Below are 15,032 nucleotides of genomic sequence, written 5' to 3' on the forward strand. Positions count from 1 at the left end.
AACGCTAGTGCATTGAAACGAAATTGTTTATTCCATCTTTACTGAGGTAGAAACTGGGTACCAATGCTTTGACCAGCAAATAGGTCTGTAAGCTTATCTGGGTAACGCCAGGTTGCGACTTCAATTGGTCGACCAAGGTCATTGGCCGCTTCAAGTGCCGCTTGGACCTTAACGATCATGCCGTCAGTGATAACGTGGCCATCAATCAAGCTTTGCGCTTGTTTCTCATCGAGGCTTTTTATCAAATGACCTTTGCCATCCAATACACCACTCACATCTGAAAGCAGCACTAGCTCCGCATCCAGACTGCCCGCAACCGCTACTGCAGCTTGGTCTGCGTTGACGTTCATCATCTGGCCTTGTTCAGTCAAACCAATCGAACTAATGATTGGTAGTGCACCCGCCGCCAATACCGCTTGAAGCACTGATGAATCACCTGGGGTCGCTTTACCAACCGCACCTAGCTCTGGATCAAGCTCTTCGATATGACATAGGCCACCATCCGCTAGGCTTAAACCAACAGCATTAAGGCCATCTTTAATCGCTTGTCCTTGCAGCATCTTATTGGCGGTACCAGCCAAAGCACCTGCAATCACAGAGATCTGCTCGTAAGGCGTGACACGTAAACCATTTTTCTTAACGGTTTCCAGTTGTAGATTCGCCATAAGATCGTCCACTAGATAACCTCCACCATGGACGATCACAATTCGTCGCTGAGCTTGTTGTTGGTAGTTGGCAATCGCACCAAATACCTGGCTTAACGTCTCAGTACACGACAGTGCAGCACCGCCTAATTTGATCACTAATGGAGTTTGTTTGTTATCTGTCATCACTTATTCCTTCCCTGCCCAATTACACAAGAGCAGTCAGCTCTGGAAATCCGTAGTGGATGTTTACACATTGCATCGCTTGACTTGATGCGCCTTTAAGTAAGTTATCAATCGCTGAAACAACAATGATATGCTCACCTTGAACCTTCCAACCGATATCGCAGAAAGGCGTATTCTCTACATTCTGTAGTGTTGGCAATGTTGACTCAGTCAGTCTCACTGCCGGTTTGTTTTGGTAAGCCGACGTAAATGCTTCAGCGATCTGAGCCTGTGTCACGCCTGCTTTAAGTTTCATCGTGATAGTGGCTAAAATGCCACGCTTAAAGTTGCCAAGATGGGGAGTAAAAATCACATCAGTGCCCAGATGAGAAGCAATCTCTGGCTGATGACGGTGATTAAACACACCGTAAGCTTGTAAGCTCACTTCGCAAAAGCTGTTGGTCATTGAGGCTTTTCTGCCAGCTCCTGACACACCGCTCGTGGCATTAATCACTGGCCACTGATTGGTATCGAGCAAAGCTTCGTCGAGTAACGGTTTGATTGCTAGCTGAGAAGCGGTTGGGTAACAACCCGGAACAGCAATCAGCTGACTCTGTTTGATCCCTTCCGTATTCCACTCAGCAAGCCCGTATACCGAATTATCTAGCCAAGCTTCATGTTGATGCTCAAAGCCATAGAATTGATCGTAAAAGCCATCTTTCTTAACGCGAAAAGCACCAGACAGGTCAAACACTTGGCAGCCCTCTGCTAAGAAGATTGGCGCTAAGTCATGACTCACTTCATGAGCAGTAGCTAAAAACACTACATCACTCTGCTTCGCGACTTGAGCCGGATCTTTTAGCGGCTCTACCGAATGACTAATCATGCCCGCGAGCTTACCGTGCAGCTCAGCAATGCTCTTACCTGCATCTAGACTATTGGCGGAAACATACAAACCTGATAGCTTAAGTTCAGGGTGTTTGTGCACCATCAGAGCGAGTTCTGCTCCTGTGTAACCGCTTGCGCCTATGATTGTGGTTTTAAGCATCTCTTACATCCATTTTTGACTTAAAATTGCCACTCTAGTTGTGACTATAAATTTAAATTATTCGCTCTTTATTGGTTTTTTATTCAATAAAAGTGATTTAATATGTGTTTTACCTTCTTAGCCCAAATCTGTCAACAGGGAAAGTAAACTAAATATGCAATTACCAAGTTTTCTAGAGGTCTACAGCGGCCTAATCTCCACCTCATCGATCAGCTCGACAGATCCAAGTTGGGATGAAGGCAATGCGCAAGTGATTGAAAAACTCGCTACTTGGCTCAAAGACATCGGTTTTGAAGTAAATCTGACGGAAGTGGAACCAGGTAAATTCAACCTCATCGCTAAAAAAGGTTCTGGTGAAGGCGGCCTGCTACTTGCTGGACACAGCGATACCGTGCCATTTGATGAAGGGCGTTGGAACTATGAACCTCATGCACTCACTGAAGCGAATAACCGCTTTTACGGTCTAGGCACGGCGGATATGAAAGGTTTCTTTGCCTTTGTTATTGAAGCGGTTAAAAAAGTAGACTGGAGTAAACAGACCAAGCCGCTTTATATACTTGCGACCTGTGATGAAGAAACCACTATGCTTGGCGCTCGTCATTTCACCGAAAGTGCCCCATTTAAGCCTGACTACTGCATTATTGGTGAGCCAACCAGTCTCGTACCCATTCGCGGCCACAAAGGTCATGTAGCCAATGCCGTGCGTGTAACGGGTAAATCAGGCCACTCTTCTGACCCAGCCTTAGGCGTTAACGCGATTGAGATTATGCATGAAGTGTTGTTTGCTCTGATGCAGCTGCGCGACAAGCTGATCAAAGAGTATCACCACCCAGGGTTTGCGATCCCAAGCCCTACTCTTAACCTTGGTCATATTCATGGTGGTGATAGTGCCAACCGCATTTGTGGCTGTTGTGAGCTGCATTATGATGTGCGACCACTACCGGGGATCAGCCTAGACGGTCTCGATAACATGCTGCGTGGTGCGCTAAAAGAAGTAGAAGCAAAATGGCCGGGGCGTATTGCTATTGCCCCACTGCACGAACCGATTCCTGGTTATGAGTGTCAACATGACCATCCATTTATTGGTGGTGTAGAAGAGATTTGTGGCGTCGACTCTGAAACAGTCAACTACTGTACTGAAGCGCCATTCTTACAACAGCTCTGCCCAACACTGGTACTCGGCCCAGGTTCAATTGACCAAGCCCACCAACCTGATGAGTTCTTAGCTTTTGACTTTATCGACCCAACCATCGATGTTCTGTCAAAAGCGATGCATAAGTATTGTTTTTAGCTTCTGAATAGCTAAGAAAAGGGTTGGTGCCGTACACCAACCCTTTTTTAATTGGTCATCGTCAAGAATAAGGGGCGGGTGAATCGGAGATATCTTGAAGTGAGTCGAAAGTTTGAAGAGATTCCCTACTCGCTCCTTCGTCACTCTATGGAATGGCAATTTCTCCACAGAGCAAAGAGCAAAGCTCGATCCCGCTTTTCATAGGACGAAGTCCATTCGTGTAGCACACCCCCTGCCCAATTCTGTAATAAAGTTTCAACATAATTAGTCAATCACATAGCTCGCCATGCGTTACATTCACTTGCACAATATTTGCAAACTTAACCTACAGTAATTGACTCCAGGCGACATTTTTCGCTAGATTGTTTACCTAACAAGGAACATTGGATGTAATTTTTTTACAAGGCAGGATGACAATGAACGAGAAATACTCTGCTCTCAGAAGCAATGTGAGCATGCTAGGACACTTGCTCGGCAACACCATCAAGGACGCACATGGTGACGTACTTCTAGAGAAAGTAGAAACCATTCGTAAACTTTCTAAGTCCGCCCTCGCAGGCAACCAAAAAGATCGTGACAGCTTAATCGAAGAGATTAAAAGCCTGCCAAATGAACAACTCACCCCAGTTGCTCATGCATTCAACCAATTTCTAAACCTTACCAACATGGCAGAGCAGTACCATACGATCTCTCGCCATTGTGATGCTCACGTTTGTGAACCTGATGCGATCAACTCGCTTTTCTCTAAGCTGGCACAAAATGACATCAGCAAGCTAGATACTGCGCAAGCCGTTCGTGATCTCAACATTGAGCTGGTACTGACCGCTCACCCAACTGAAATCACTCGTCGCACCATGATCAACAAGTTGGTCAAAATCAATGAGTGTTTATCTAAGCTTGAGCTTGGCGAGCTATCAGTGAAAGAGCGCGCGAAAACAGAACGCCGCCTAGAGCAACTTATCGCCCAAAGCTGGCACTCAGACACCATTCGTCAACAACGACCAACGCCGCTTGATGAAGCGAAATGGGGCTTTGCCGTTGTTGAAAACTCGCTATGGGAAGCGGTACCAGACTTTTTGCGCGAGCTCGATCAGCGTCTAGAAGGTTATCTTGGTGAAGGCCTACCAATCGATGCGCGTCCAGTACACTTCTCTTCTTGGATGGGTGGCGACCGCGACGGTAACCCATTTGTTACTCATACCATTACCCGTGAAGTGTTACTGCTTTCTCGCTGGAAAGCGGCTGACCTTTACCTAGGCGACATTAACGAGCTGGTTAGCGAGCTGTCGATGACCCAGTGTAATGATGCTGTTCGCGCCCTAGCTGGCGAAGGTGAGCACGAACCATACCGTGCGGTTCTTAAAGAGCTTCGTGCATTACTGAACGAAACTAAAGAAATCTTAGACGCTAAGATTCACGGCCAAAAACTGGCAGTGAAAGCGCCACTACAACGCATTGAACAACTGTGGGAACCGCTATACGCGTGTTACCAGTCACTGCACGAGTGTGGCATGGGCATCATCGCTGATGGCTCACTGCTAGATACACTGCGCCGCATTAAAGCGTTTGGTGTACACCTAGTTCGCCTTGATATTCGCCAAGAGAGCACGCGCCACTCAGATGTACTGTCTGAGCTAACTCGTTACCTGGGTATTGGTGATTACGATCAGTGGAGCGAGCAAGATAAAGTTGCCTTCTTGACGAATGAACTTGCTTCTAAACGCCCTCTTTTACCACGTGACTGGGAACCTTCAGAAGCTGTTAAAGAAGTACTTGATACCTGTAAGATTGTTGCAGCGCAGCCTCGTGAAGCCTTTGGCGCGTACGTTATCTCAATGGCGCGTACTGCGTCTGACGTATTAGCGGTTCACCTACTGCTACAAGAATCAGGTTGTCCTTACCGCATGGACGTATGTCCGCTGTTCGAAACACTAGATGACTTGAACAATGCTGAAGCTGTGATTAAACAGCTGATGGGGATCGACTTATACCGCGGCTTCATCCAAAACCATCAAATGGTTATGATCGGTTACTCTGACTCAGCGAAAGATGCGGGTGTAATGTCCGCAGGTTGGGCGCAATACCATGCGATGGATTCACTGGTAAAAGTGGCTGAAGAAGAAGGCGTAGAACTAACGCTATTCCACGGCCGCGGCGGTACTATCGGTCGTGGTGGTGCACCTGCGCATGCGGCGCTACTTTCTCAGCCACCGAAGAGTCTTAAAGGCGGTCTACGTGTGACAGAGCAAGGCGAGATGATCCGCTTCAAGCTAGGTCTACCGGATGTTGCAGTAAATAGCTTTAATCTGTACGCGAGTGCAATTTTAGAAGCGAACCTACTACCACCACCAGAGCCTAAGCAAGAATGGCGCGACCTAATGGACGTACTGTCTGAAGTGAGCTGCGAAGCTTACCGTAAGGTTGTACGCGGCGAACCTGACTTCGTCCCTTACTTCCGCCAAGCAACGCCTGAGCTAGAGCTGGGTAAACTACCTCTAGGTTCCCGCCCAGCTAAGCGTAATCCTAAAGGTGGAGTAGAAAGCCTACGTGCGATTCCATGGATCTTCTCTTGGAGCCAAAACCGTCTGGTTCTACCTGCATGGTTAGGTGCTGGTGAAGCGATTCAATACTCAGTCGACAAAGGTCACCAAGCACTACTAGAAGAGATGTGTCGTGAGTGGCCATTCTTCTCGACTCGCCTAGGTATGCTAGAAATGGTTTACACCAAGTGTAATCTAGAGATTTCTCGCTACTATGATGAGCGACTCGTCGACAGCGAGCTGCTACCACTGGGTGACCGCTTACGTGATCAACTACAGCAAGATATCAAAGCGGTACTAAACGTAGAAAACAACGAGAACTTGATGCAAAGCGACCCTTGGGGCTTAGAATCAATTCGTCTACGCAACATCTACGTAGAGCCATTGAACATGCTGCAAGCAGAACTGCTGTACCGCACTCGTCAGAATGAAGAGTCAGCACCGGAGCTTGAAGAAGCATTAATGGTGACCATAGCAGGTATTGCCGCTGGTATGCGTAACACAGGTTAATGCCGCCAGTGTCGATACAAAAAGGTTGATGTGTAAAAGCATCAACCTTTTTATATGGCAATCAAACAAAACGCTAGATTCAAGCCCCAACTAAAGCGACAAAACGACAACTAACACAGCACAAAACACTGCTCAGTTATTATTATTGAGATTTTTATCAGTTTTTAGGGCTATTTTGTCCTTCTATTCTACTTTATGCTTATTATTTAGATATACTACTCAACCTCTACAGTGATACATATAATATTTACAGGCTGTAGTCCTCGATAATTCACTTATCGATTCTAGGTGATAAACCGGCTTTTCAAGGTGACATGACCAACATTGGTTGGTGCTGCTTTCTTATACGATAAAGAGTGCCTCAAGAAGCACGAAAGTAATTAAGCAGTTGTATTTAGTAGTTTATTTACCTTTTGGATTGAAGACATGTCATTACCACACGTTATCTTAACCGTTCTAAGCACACGCGATGCAACCGGATACGACATCACTAAAGAATTTTCTGCCACTATCGGCTATTTCTGGAAAGCGAGCCACCAACAAGTTTATCGCGAGCTGAACAAAATGGCTCAAAATCACTTAGTGACTTGTGTACTAGAGCCTCAAGAAGGCAAACCTGACCGTAAGGTTTACTCAATTACTGATTCAGGCCGAGTAGCCCTAGGTGAGTGGTTTGATCAACCAACAGCACACCCAACCGTTCGCGACGAGTTCTCTGCAAAATTAATGGCTTGTGCCGTACAACCTTCAGCACCATACCGAGTTCAGCTTTCTGAGCTAATTGAAGAGTCTCGTAAGTTAGTCGCGCGCTACCAAGAAATTGAAAACGCATACTACCCAGCAACGACAACATTAGATAAACAACAGCGCCTTGAGCGTCTGACACTGCGTAGAAACCTACTGATCCGCCAAGCTTGGATCACGTGGGCAGAAGAGGTGTTAGTTGAGCTAGAAGAACTGGCATAACTAACCATCAAAACGAAAAAAGGTTGGCGAAAGCCAACCTTTTTGTTTTTAAAGCGTAGGAATTAAATCCCGTCACCACCAATAAAACTTTGAGAACGACCGTTAAACTGCTGGTCCATATCCAACGAGGGTTTGTCTGTCTTAGGTCGGCCAACAATCTTAGCCGGAACCCCAGCAACCGTAGTATGGGCAGGAACAGGCTGAAGAACCACAGAGCATGAACCGATCTTAGCCCCTTCACCCACTTCGATATTACCTAAAATCTTAGCACCAGCACCTATCATCACGCCTTCGCGGATTTTCGGGTGACGATCACCGCACTCTTTACCAGTACCACCTAGGGTTACATCCTGCAGAATCGAAACGTCATTTTCGACAATGGCCGTTTCACCAATCACAATACCCGTCGCATGATCGAGCATGATACCACGACCAATTTTTGCCGCTGGGTGAATATCGACCTGACAAGCAACAGAAATTTGATTTTGTAAGTAGGTTGCCAGTGCGATTCGGCCTTGTTTCCACAGCCAGTTCGCTACACGGTAGCCTTGCAGTGCGTGGTAGCCTTTTAAATACAGTAATGGCATTGAATACATTGCAACCGCCGGGTCACGATTCACTGTTGCACAGATATCGCATGCAGCCGCTGCACTGATGCCCAGATCGGCGTTCAACGCTTCTTCAACGACTTCCCTGACTGCCATTGCTGGCATAGATGCAGTGTTCAGCTTATTAGCTAGAATATAGCTTAGCGCTGCACTCAGGCTATCATGCTTAATGATCGTTGCATGATAGAAGCTGGCTAACATTGGCTCTTGCTCGGAAAGCTCGCGAGCTTCCTTAACAATGGTTTGCCAAACTTTCTGTTTCTCACAATGTTTCATTTAAATACCTAGTACCGATTCCCTAGCCTCTAGTACGGCGTTAACGCTCAAATTAAGCCTCTGCTTTCTTATCGCGCGCTAACAAATCTTTTGCTGCTAAGTGTGCATCCTTCCCTTGATACAATACTTGATAAATTTGGTCAACAATTGGCATCTCTACACCCATGCGTTCAGCCAATAAATAAACCTCTTTAGTGTTGCGGTAACCTTCCACAACCTGACCAATTTCTTGTTGGGCAGTATCGACATCTTTACCCTGACCTAAAGCAAGACCAAAGCGACGGTTGCGCGACTGGTTGTCGGTACACGTAAGCACAAGATCGCCTAAGCCCGCCATGCCCATAAAGGTCTCTGGTTGCGCCCCTAATGCCGCACCGAGACGCGTCATCTCAGCAAGACCACGGGTGATAAGTGCCGTACGTGCGTTAGCACCAAAACCAATACCATCAGACATACCTGCGCCAATCGCAATCACGTTCTTCACCGCGCCGCCAAGCTGCATACCGATGAAATCACTGTTAGCGTAAACACGGAATGTTTTACTGCAATGGATCTTCTCTTGCAGATCAGCAACAAATTCTGCATCTGGTGACGCTACAGAAATCGCCGTTGGCATCCCCACCGCAAGCTCTTTAGCAAATGTTGGTCCAGACAAAACCGCTAATGAGTAGCCTTCACCAATGGCATCAAAAGCCACTTCTTTTAGTAGACGACCAGTTTCAGGCTCAAGACCCTTCGTCGCCCAACAAATACGGGTATCTTCACGTAGGAAAGGTTTGACGTTATTCAGCACGATGCCAAACACGTGGCTAGGAACAACCACCAGCAAGTCTCGGCTAGATTGCACCGCTTTTTCTAAATCGGATTCAACGATTAGCGACTCAGGAAAATCAATACCTGGTAAAAACTCATGGTTGGCACGATCCGCTTCTAGTTGAGCCATATGCTCTGGATCATGACCCCAAATTACTACATTTGCACCATTGCGTGCCAAAGAGATTGCCAGTGAAGTACCGTATGAACCAGCACCCAGTACTGTCATTGCAATATCTTTACCGTAGGCATTATTGGTCTTATCTTTCATTGTTCCGCCTGATTGTCATTCGGGTAACTAGAATCTTATCGTTAAGTTCTACATAAGGTTAAAAATTAACACTAAGCGCCCAGTATAGTTGGCTATCGGTGCCTCTAAACAAAAAATGCACATCGCGTCGATAATAGACACTCTGTGCATTTTTTACAGCTTCTCTGTTTAACAGAGGGCAATTAATTATGCTTCAGCTTGGTCTTCTTGCTGAGCTTGCTGCTGTAGGTAGTTCATAAACAGAGCATCAAAGTTAACTGGTGCTAGGTTTAGTTGAGGGAACGTACCTTTAACCACTAGGCTTGAGATAGTTTCACGAGCGTATGGGAATAGGATGTTCGGGCAGAACGCACCTAGGCAGTGTGCAAGTTGACCAGCTTCCATCTTATCAGCAGTAAAGATACCACCTTGCTGAACTTCACATAGGAATGCGTTTTCTTCAGCGTTCTTAACCGTCACTGTTAGACGCAGAACCACTTCGTAAACACCTTCACCTAGTTCGCGGCTTTGAGTGTCTAGGTCCAGTTTTACATCTGGGTTCCACTCTTTTTGGAACATGTCAGGAGAGTTAGGCGCTTCAAAAGATACGTCTTTTAGAAAAATACGTTGAATTGCGAAGTTCTGTGCTTCTTGTTGTGGTGCTGCTTCAGCCATTTTAAAAATCCTTTAATCCTGCATTAAATAGTCTTACTGGAGACTAACCGAGAGACGTTGCTATGACTAGGTTTGCGATAAAATTCGTGGCACTCTTCACATCTCTCTAAAACAAACGCTGATTTTTCAATCAGCGTGTCGATATTGGGCGTTGGAATTACTTCTTGCCTTTAACCAAAGGCATGTTTGCTTCACTCCAAGCGATCAAACCGTTTTTCAGCAGGTTCACGTTTTCAAACCCTGCTTTTGTAAGAAGGTTCGCACTCTCTTGCGCAGTTTGACCTGTCTTACATACCACAATGATTGGGTCAGATTTGTGCTTTTCAAGGCTACCGAAGTTACCCGCTTTAATGTCTGACGGTAAAATGTGAACTGCATCCGTAATATGGCCTTTACGGAACTCATCTTTGCTGCGGAGATCAACCACAACACCACTTTCACGGTTCATTAGTTGCGTTGTTTGTGCTGCAGTGATCTCTTTGTAAGCCGCTGTTGATGACTTAACGATGTTCATGATCAAGGCGATAACAAGACCTACCCAAACTACAGATAGAATCATGTTCTCTTGAAAAAATGCGATGTACTCTTGCATGTCCTGTGCTCTTTGATGATAGAACCGCAACTTCAAATAAAAGGTTGAATGCCCAAAATAGTTGGAGCTACAGCTAAACGACGAGTCAACTCTGCCCTACTAGCATAGATCTTCTATGTGATTAGGGCAGTCCGGCGATCCGGTGAATTGACGCCGCCAACAACGCTGTCGCTTCAAATATGAAGAGGATTGCGGCTCTAGGCTAAAAATTCAGTTCTGAAGTATAGCGAGGATAAGATGCCTAAGCGAGTCAATTACACGCAGAATAGAAATCTATTACACATTTCTCTACGCTCGTGGGAACGGAAATGCGGTCACTTGATCGATATGATCACAGCCGATCGCTAACATAATCAATCGATCAATGCCCAATGCTACCCCTGCACATTCTGGTAGTCCTGATTCTAACGCGGCAATAAGGTGATGATCGATCGGTTGAGGAGACAGCCCCATCTCTAGGCGTTTTGCGTTATCAAACTCAAAGCGATTCAATTGTTCTTGTGGGTTATCCAACTCGTGGAAGCCGTTCGCCAGTTCTATCCCCTTGAAGTAGACTTCAAAGCGATCGGCAACGCGAGAATCTTGCAGATTAATCTTCGCCAACGCTGCTTGTGATGCCGGAAAGTCGTAGACAAATGCAGGCACGCACTGACCGATTTGATTTTCAACGCCAATGCTGAACAGTAACTGCAGTAAGGTATCTCGGTCTTGCTCCGGCTCTGCGATATCACTTAAGCCCAGTATCGCCGCCACTGCTTTTAGCTCAGCCATCGAACCTTCCAGCGGGCACACTCCAAGAGTATTCATAAAGGCCTGCTGATAGCTCATGCGCTCAGCCTCGCCACATTCAAGCACTAACTGCAGCAACGAATCCATTTCATTCATTAGCTTATGATGATCAAACCCCACTCGATACCATTCCAGCATGGTGAACTCTGGGTTGTGGTAACGACCGCTCTCTTCGTTACGAAAGGCTTTATTGATTTGATAGATGCAGCCACTCCCCGCAGCGAGTAGACGCTTCATATGAAATTCCGGGCTAGTCATAAAGTAGAGCTTGCGACCATCCGCATAGCCAGGACCAACAAATTCAGTTTGAAAAGTATGCAGGTGAATGTCTGTCACCGTAGCATGACTCATCGCTGGAGTGTCGACCTCCAACACATCACGCTGTGCAAAGAACTGGCGGATTTTCGCCATAATATCGGCGCGTTGGCGAAGTTGCTTAACCGACGCAGTTGGTTGCCACTGGTTGTTCATCTTAAAAGATCTCATCTCTCTATCTGACGAGGAAAATAGCAAGTTTATTGATATTTTCCTAGCTTAATACTGCCAAGCAAAGGCATAAGGCATTGTTCAGAATTGAAGCAAGAAATTTACGTAGTACAGTACAAAAAACATTCTTTATTAACGCCACCATCAATAGTAGCAATGTTACGTAACAGAGGCTTAACAAGCGCTCTATCCAACAACGGCCTGAAACTATTCTTGCCGTGATTACAGTCACATAACCTATATTTTTTATGCCCTTTGATGCACTACCGGAGCAAAAAGCTAAATAAATCAATTTTTCTGTAAATTAGCTCTTCTACACTAACCCTACCACTTTTGGGGTGTTACCCCATTTAATTATAACAAGCGGAAGATTCCGCAATTTCACACTGGAGGATAACTGTGCAAATTATCACCACAGATATCGCAGTCATCGGCGCTGGTGGCGCTGGTCTTCGTACTGCTATTGCAGCAGCTGAAGCAAACCCTGACTTAGAAGTAGCACTGATTTCTAAAGTTTACCCTATGCGTTCTCATACAGTCGCTGCGGAAGGTGGCTCAGCAGCAGTTATCAAGGATGAAGATAGCCTAGACAACCACTTCAACGACACTGTTGGCGGTGGCGACTGGCTATGTGAACAGGACGTTGTTGAATACTTTGTAGAAAACGCGACTCGCGAAATGATCCAAATGGAGCAATGGGGTTGCCCATGGAGTCGTAAAGAGAACGGTGAAGTCAACGTACGCCGCTTTGGTGGTATGAAAGTTGAGCGCACTTGGTTCGCTGCAGATAAAACTGGCTTCCACATGCTTCACACGCTATTCCAGACGTCGATGAAGTACGACAACATCAAGCGCTTTGATGAGTACTTTGTTGTCGACTTGCTTGTTGATGAAGGTGAAGTACAAGGTCTGATTGCAATCCACATGTCTGAAGGTGAACTAGTTACGATTAAAGCGAAGTCTGTCGTACTAGCAACAGGTGGCGCAGGTCGCGTTTACCACTGTAACACCAACGGCGGTATCGTAACGGGCGACGGCATGGCGATGGCTTACCGTCACGGCGTTCCTCTACGTGATATGGAATTCGTTCAGTACCACCCAACAGGTCTTCCTGGCACGGGTATCCTGATGACTGAAGGCTGTCGTGGTGAAGGCGGTATCATCGTCAATAAAGACGGCTACCGTTACCTACAAGACTACGGCATGGGCCCTGAGACTCCAGTGGGTCAACCTAAGAACAAATACATGGAACTGGGTCCACGTGACAAAGTTTCTCAAGCTTTCTGGCACGAACAACAGAAAGGCAACACCATCAAACACCCTCTTGGTGATGTGGTGCATCTAGACCTTCGCCACCTAGGTGAAGAGTACCTACAAGAGCGTCTACCGTTCATCTGTGAGCTAGCGAAAGCTTACGTGAATGTTGACCCAGCAAAAGAGCCAATTCCAATTCGTCCAACGGTTCACTACACCATGGGTGGTATTGAAACCAACGGCGAATGTGAAACTCGCATTAAAGGTCTATTCGCGGTTGGCGAATGTGCGTCTGTTGGTCTTCACGGTGCAAACCGTCTAGGTTCTAACTCGCTGGCTGAGTTCGTGGTATTTGGTCGCGTTGCGGGTGAACAAGCAGTGAAACGTGCTGCAGAATTCAAAGGCTGGAACGAAGAGTCTATCGCGACTCAGGTGAAAGCAGTTGAAGACCGCATTGCCGCTCTAATGAACCAAGAAGGTGATGAAAACTGGGCAGATATCCGTACTGAAATGGGTCACACCATGGAAGCAGGTTGTGGTATCTACCGCCAAGAAGACTTGATGCAAGCAACCATCGAGAAAATCACTGAGCTGAAAGAGCGTTACAAGAAAATCAGCATCAAAGACAAAGGCAAAGTGTTCAACACTGACCTTCTATACGCTATCGAAGTGGGTTACGGCCTAGAAGTCGCAGAAGCGATGGTTCACTCTGCAATCCTACGTAAAGAATCTCGTGGTGCGCACCAACGTCTAGACGACGGTTGTACAGAGCGTGACGACGTGAACTTCCTGAAACACTCGCTTGCTTTCTTCAAAGAAGATGCAGCACCAAGCATCGACTACAGCAACGTGAAGATCACTAAATCTCAGCCTAAAGCGCGCCTATACGGTGAAGCGGCAGAGAAAGCTGCAGCAGCTGAAAAAGCCGCTGAAGCAGAAGCGAAGAGCACAGAGGAGCAAGCATAATGTCAGCGAATCGCATCCAAAAAGTAGAGATTCTGCGTTACGATCCAGAGCAAGACGCAGAACCGCACTTTCAAACTTTTGAAGTGCCGTTTGATGAAACTATGTCAACGCTTGATGCGCTTGGCTACATCAAAGACAACCTAGACAAAGATCTCTCTTACCGTTGGTCTTGTCGTATGGCGATCTGTGGTTCTTGCGGCATCATGGTTAACGGTGTACCTAAGCTTGCTTGTAAGAGCTTCCTACGTGATTACCCGAATGGCGTGAAGATCGAGCCACTAGCTAACTTCCCAATTGAGAAAGACTTAATCGTTGATATGACGCCGTTTATCGAGCGTCTAGAAGCGATCAAACCTTACATCATTGGTAACGACCGTAAGCCTGAAGATGGCACGAACCTTCAAACGCCTGAGCAGATGGCAAAATACAAACAGTTCGCTGGCTGTATCAACTGTGGTCTGTGCTACGCGGCATGTCCTCAGTTTGGTTTAAACCCTGAGTTTATCGGTCCTGCAGCACTAACGCTTGCTCACCGCTACAACCTAGACAGCCGCGATAATGGTAAAGCTGAGCGTATGTCACTGATCAACGGTGAAAACGGCGCTTGGGGTTGTACGTTCGTCGGTTACTGTTCTGACGTTTGTCCGAAGAACGTTGATCCAGCGGCAGCGGTTAACCAAGGTAAAGTTGAGTCTTCAATGGACTTCGTTATCTCAATGTTCAAGCCTGACGGCACACCAACGAAAACAGCAGAGGAGGCGTAAGATGAGCAACCGTAAACCTTACGTTCGTGAAGTAAAGCGAACTTGGTGGAAGAACCATCCGTTTTACCGCTTCTATATGCTACGTGAAGCAACTGTACTGCCATTGATTCTTTTTACTATTTTCCTAACTTTCGGTTTGGGTTCCTTAGTGAAAGGTCCTGAAGCATGGCAAGGTTGGCTCGAGTTTATGGCAAACCCGGTAGTTGTAGCGATCAACATCGTTGCCCTGCTTGGTAGCCTGCTTCATGCTCAAACTTTCTTTAGCATGATGCCTCAAGTCATGCCAATTCGCCTAAAAGGTAAGCCCGTGGATAAGAAGATCATTGTGCTCACTCAATGGGCTGCAGTGGCATTTATTTCACTAATCGTCTTAGTCGTGGTGTAAGGAGCATAAA

13 protein-coding genes are annotated in these 15,032 nt (G+C 46.5%); 6 read left to right on the top strand and 7 right to left on the bottom strand.

Annotation, left to right across the window (positions count from 1 at the left end; all coding sequences use genetic code 11):
- Window positions 1–38 precede the first annotated feature (38 nt).
- Entirely contained in the window at window positions 39–830 is a 792-nt protein-coding gene (argB, locus tag ACU01J_RS18670; RefSeq protein WP_481087056.1) for an acetylglutamate kinase, read from the bottom strand.
- Window positions 831–852: 22 nt separating this feature from the next.
- Window positions 853–1,857, bottom strand: a complete 1,005-nt coding sequence (gene argC / locus ACU01J_RS18675) for an N-acetyl-gamma-glutamyl-phosphate reductase (RefSeq protein ID WP_481087057.1) — start codon at window positions 1,855–1,857, stop codon at window positions 853–855.
- A gap of 154 nt (window positions 1,858–2,011) precedes the next feature.
- Here argC and argE point away from each other — a divergent pair, with 154 nt between their 5' ends.
- The 3 genes from argE to ACU01J_RS18690 all read left to right on the top strand — a co-directional run bounded on the left by argE (window position 2,012) and on the right by ACU01J_RS18690 (window position 7,164).
- Window positions 2,012–3,148: an acetylornithine deacetylase gene (argE, locus tag ACU01J_RS18680; protein WP_481087058.1), complete on the top strand. Its 1,137-nt coding sequence runs from the start codon at window positions 2,012–2,014 to the stop codon at window positions 3,146–3,148.
- A 416-nt stretch (window positions 3,149–3,564) separates the two neighbouring features.
- Window positions 3,565–6,198, top strand: coding sequence for a phosphoenolpyruvate carboxylase (gene ppc, locus ACU01J_RS18685; RefSeq protein WP_481087059.1), 2,634 nt, complete (start codon window positions 3,565–3,567; stop codon window positions 6,196–6,198).
- A 426-nt stretch (window positions 6,199–6,624) separates the two neighbouring features.
- Window positions 6,625–7,164: a PadR family transcriptional regulator gene (locus ACU01J_RS18690; protein ID WP_481087060.1), complete on the top strand. Its 540-nt coding sequence runs from the start codon at window positions 6,625–6,627 to the stop codon at window positions 7,162–7,164.
- 62 nt (window positions 7,165–7,226) lie between these two features.
- On the opposite strand, the gene cysE is transcribed toward ACU01J_RS18690, so the two are convergent.
- From cysE to epmA, 5 genes are all read right to left on the bottom strand, one after another.
- The gene (gene cysE, locus ACU01J_RS18695; RefSeq protein ID WP_481087061.1) at window positions 7,227–8,048 is read right to left on the bottom strand and encodes a serine O-acetyltransferase; all 822 of its coding nucleotides are present in this window, start codon (window positions 8,046–8,048) and stop codon (window positions 7,227–7,229) included.
- A gap of 52 nt (window positions 8,049–8,100) precedes the next feature.
- On the bottom strand, window positions 8,101–9,132 hold the full coding sequence (gpsA, locus tag ACU01J_RS18700; protein ID WP_481087062.1) for an NAD(P)H-dependent glycerol-3-phosphate dehydrogenase: 1,032 nt from the start codon (window positions 9,130–9,132) through the stop codon (window positions 8,101–8,103).
- Window positions 9,133–9,318: 186 nt separating this feature from the next.
- Window positions 9,319–9,786: a protein-export chaperone SecB gene (gene secB / locus ACU01J_RS18705; protein ID WP_481087063.1), complete on the bottom strand. Its 468-nt coding sequence runs from the start codon at window positions 9,784–9,786 to the stop codon at window positions 9,319–9,321.
- 157 nt (window positions 9,787–9,943) lie between these two features.
- Window positions 9,944–10,378, bottom strand: a complete 435-nt coding sequence (locus ACU01J_RS18710; protein WP_481087064.1) for a rhodanese-like domain-containing protein — start codon at window positions 10,376–10,378, stop codon at window positions 9,944–9,946.
- A gap of 288 nt (window positions 10,379–10,666) precedes the next feature.
- Window positions 10,667–11,638 (bottom strand): elongation factor P--(R)-beta-lysine ligase, encoded by a 972-nt coding sequence (gene epmA / locus ACU01J_RS18715; protein ID WP_481087078.1) that lies wholly within the window; start codon window positions 11,636–11,638, stop codon window positions 10,667–10,669.
- Between the two features lie 414 nt (window positions 11,639–12,052).
- On the opposite strand from epmA, the gene frdA reads away from it, so the two are divergent.
- The 3 genes from frdA to frdC are packed head-to-tail and all read left to right on the top strand — an operon-like array spanning window position 12,053 to window position 15,022.
- Window positions 12,053–13,873 carry a fumarate reductase (quinol) flavoprotein subunit gene (gene frdA / locus ACU01J_RS18720; protein WP_481087065.1) on the top strand — a complete coding sequence of 607 codons (1,821 nt, stop codon included), beginning with the start codon at window positions 12,053–12,055 and terminating at the stop codon, window positions 13,871–13,873.
- Window positions 13,873–14,637 (top strand): succinate dehydrogenase/fumarate reductase iron-sulfur subunit, encoded by a 765-nt coding sequence (locus tag ACU01J_RS18725; RefSeq protein WP_481087066.1) that lies wholly within the window; start codon window positions 13,873–13,875, stop codon window positions 14,635–14,637. Before frdA ends, ACU01J_RS18725 begins: the two co-directional genes overlap by 1 nt.
- 1 nt (window position 14,638) lies before the next feature.
- Window positions 14,639–15,022 (top strand): fumarate reductase subunit FrdC, encoded by a 384-nt coding sequence (frdC, locus tag ACU01J_RS18730; RefSeq protein WP_408690827.1) that lies wholly within the window; start codon window positions 14,639–14,641, stop codon window positions 15,020–15,022.
- Window positions 15,023–15,032: the final 10 nt, after the last annotated feature.

It is taken from the genome of Vibrio sp. 2433-A1 (assembly GCF_056726085.1).

Coding starts and splice junctions, on each gene's coding strand:
- secB (WP_481087063.1), bottom strand. CDS start 9,786: ATGGCTGAAGCAGCACCACAACAAGAAGCACAGAACTTCGCAATTCAA.
- argE (WP_481087058.1), top strand. CDS start 2,012: ATGCAATTACCAAGTTTTCTAGAGGTCTACAGCGGCCTAATCTCCACC.
- cysE (WP_481087061.1), bottom strand. CDS start 8,048: ATGAAACATTGTGAGAAACAGAAAGTTTGGCAAACCATTGTTAAGGAA.
- epmA (WP_481087078.1), bottom strand. CDS start 11,638: ATGAACAACCAGTGGCAACCAACTGCGTCGGTTAAGCAACTTCGCCAA.
- argB (WP_481087056.1), bottom strand. CDS start 830: ATGACAGATAACAAACAAACTCCATTAGTGATCAAATTAGGCGGTGCT.
- gpsA (WP_481087062.1), bottom strand. CDS start 9,132: ATGAAAGATAAGACCAATAATGCCTACGGTAAAGATATTGCAATGACA.
- ppc (WP_481087059.1), top strand. CDS start 3,565: ATGAACGAGAAATACTCTGCTCTCAGAAGCAATGTGAGCATGCTAGGA.
- argC (WP_481087057.1), bottom strand. CDS start 1,857: ATGCTTAAAACCACAATCATAGGCGCAAGCGGTTACACAGGAGCAGAA.
- ACU01J_RS18725 (WP_481087066.1), top strand. CDS start 13,873: ATGTCAGCGAATCGCATCCAAAAAGTAGAGATTCTGCGTTACGATCCA.
- ACU01J_RS18710 (WP_481087064.1), bottom strand. CDS start 10,378: ATGCAAGAGTACATCGCATTTTTTCAAGAGAACATGATTCTATCTGTA.
- frdC (WP_408690827.1), top strand. CDS start 14,639: ATGAGCAACCGTAAACCTTACGTTCGTGAAGTAAAGCGAACTTGGTGG.
- ACU01J_RS18690 (WP_481087060.1), top strand. CDS start 6,625: ATGTCATTACCACACGTTATCTTAACCGTTCTAAGCACACGCGATGCA.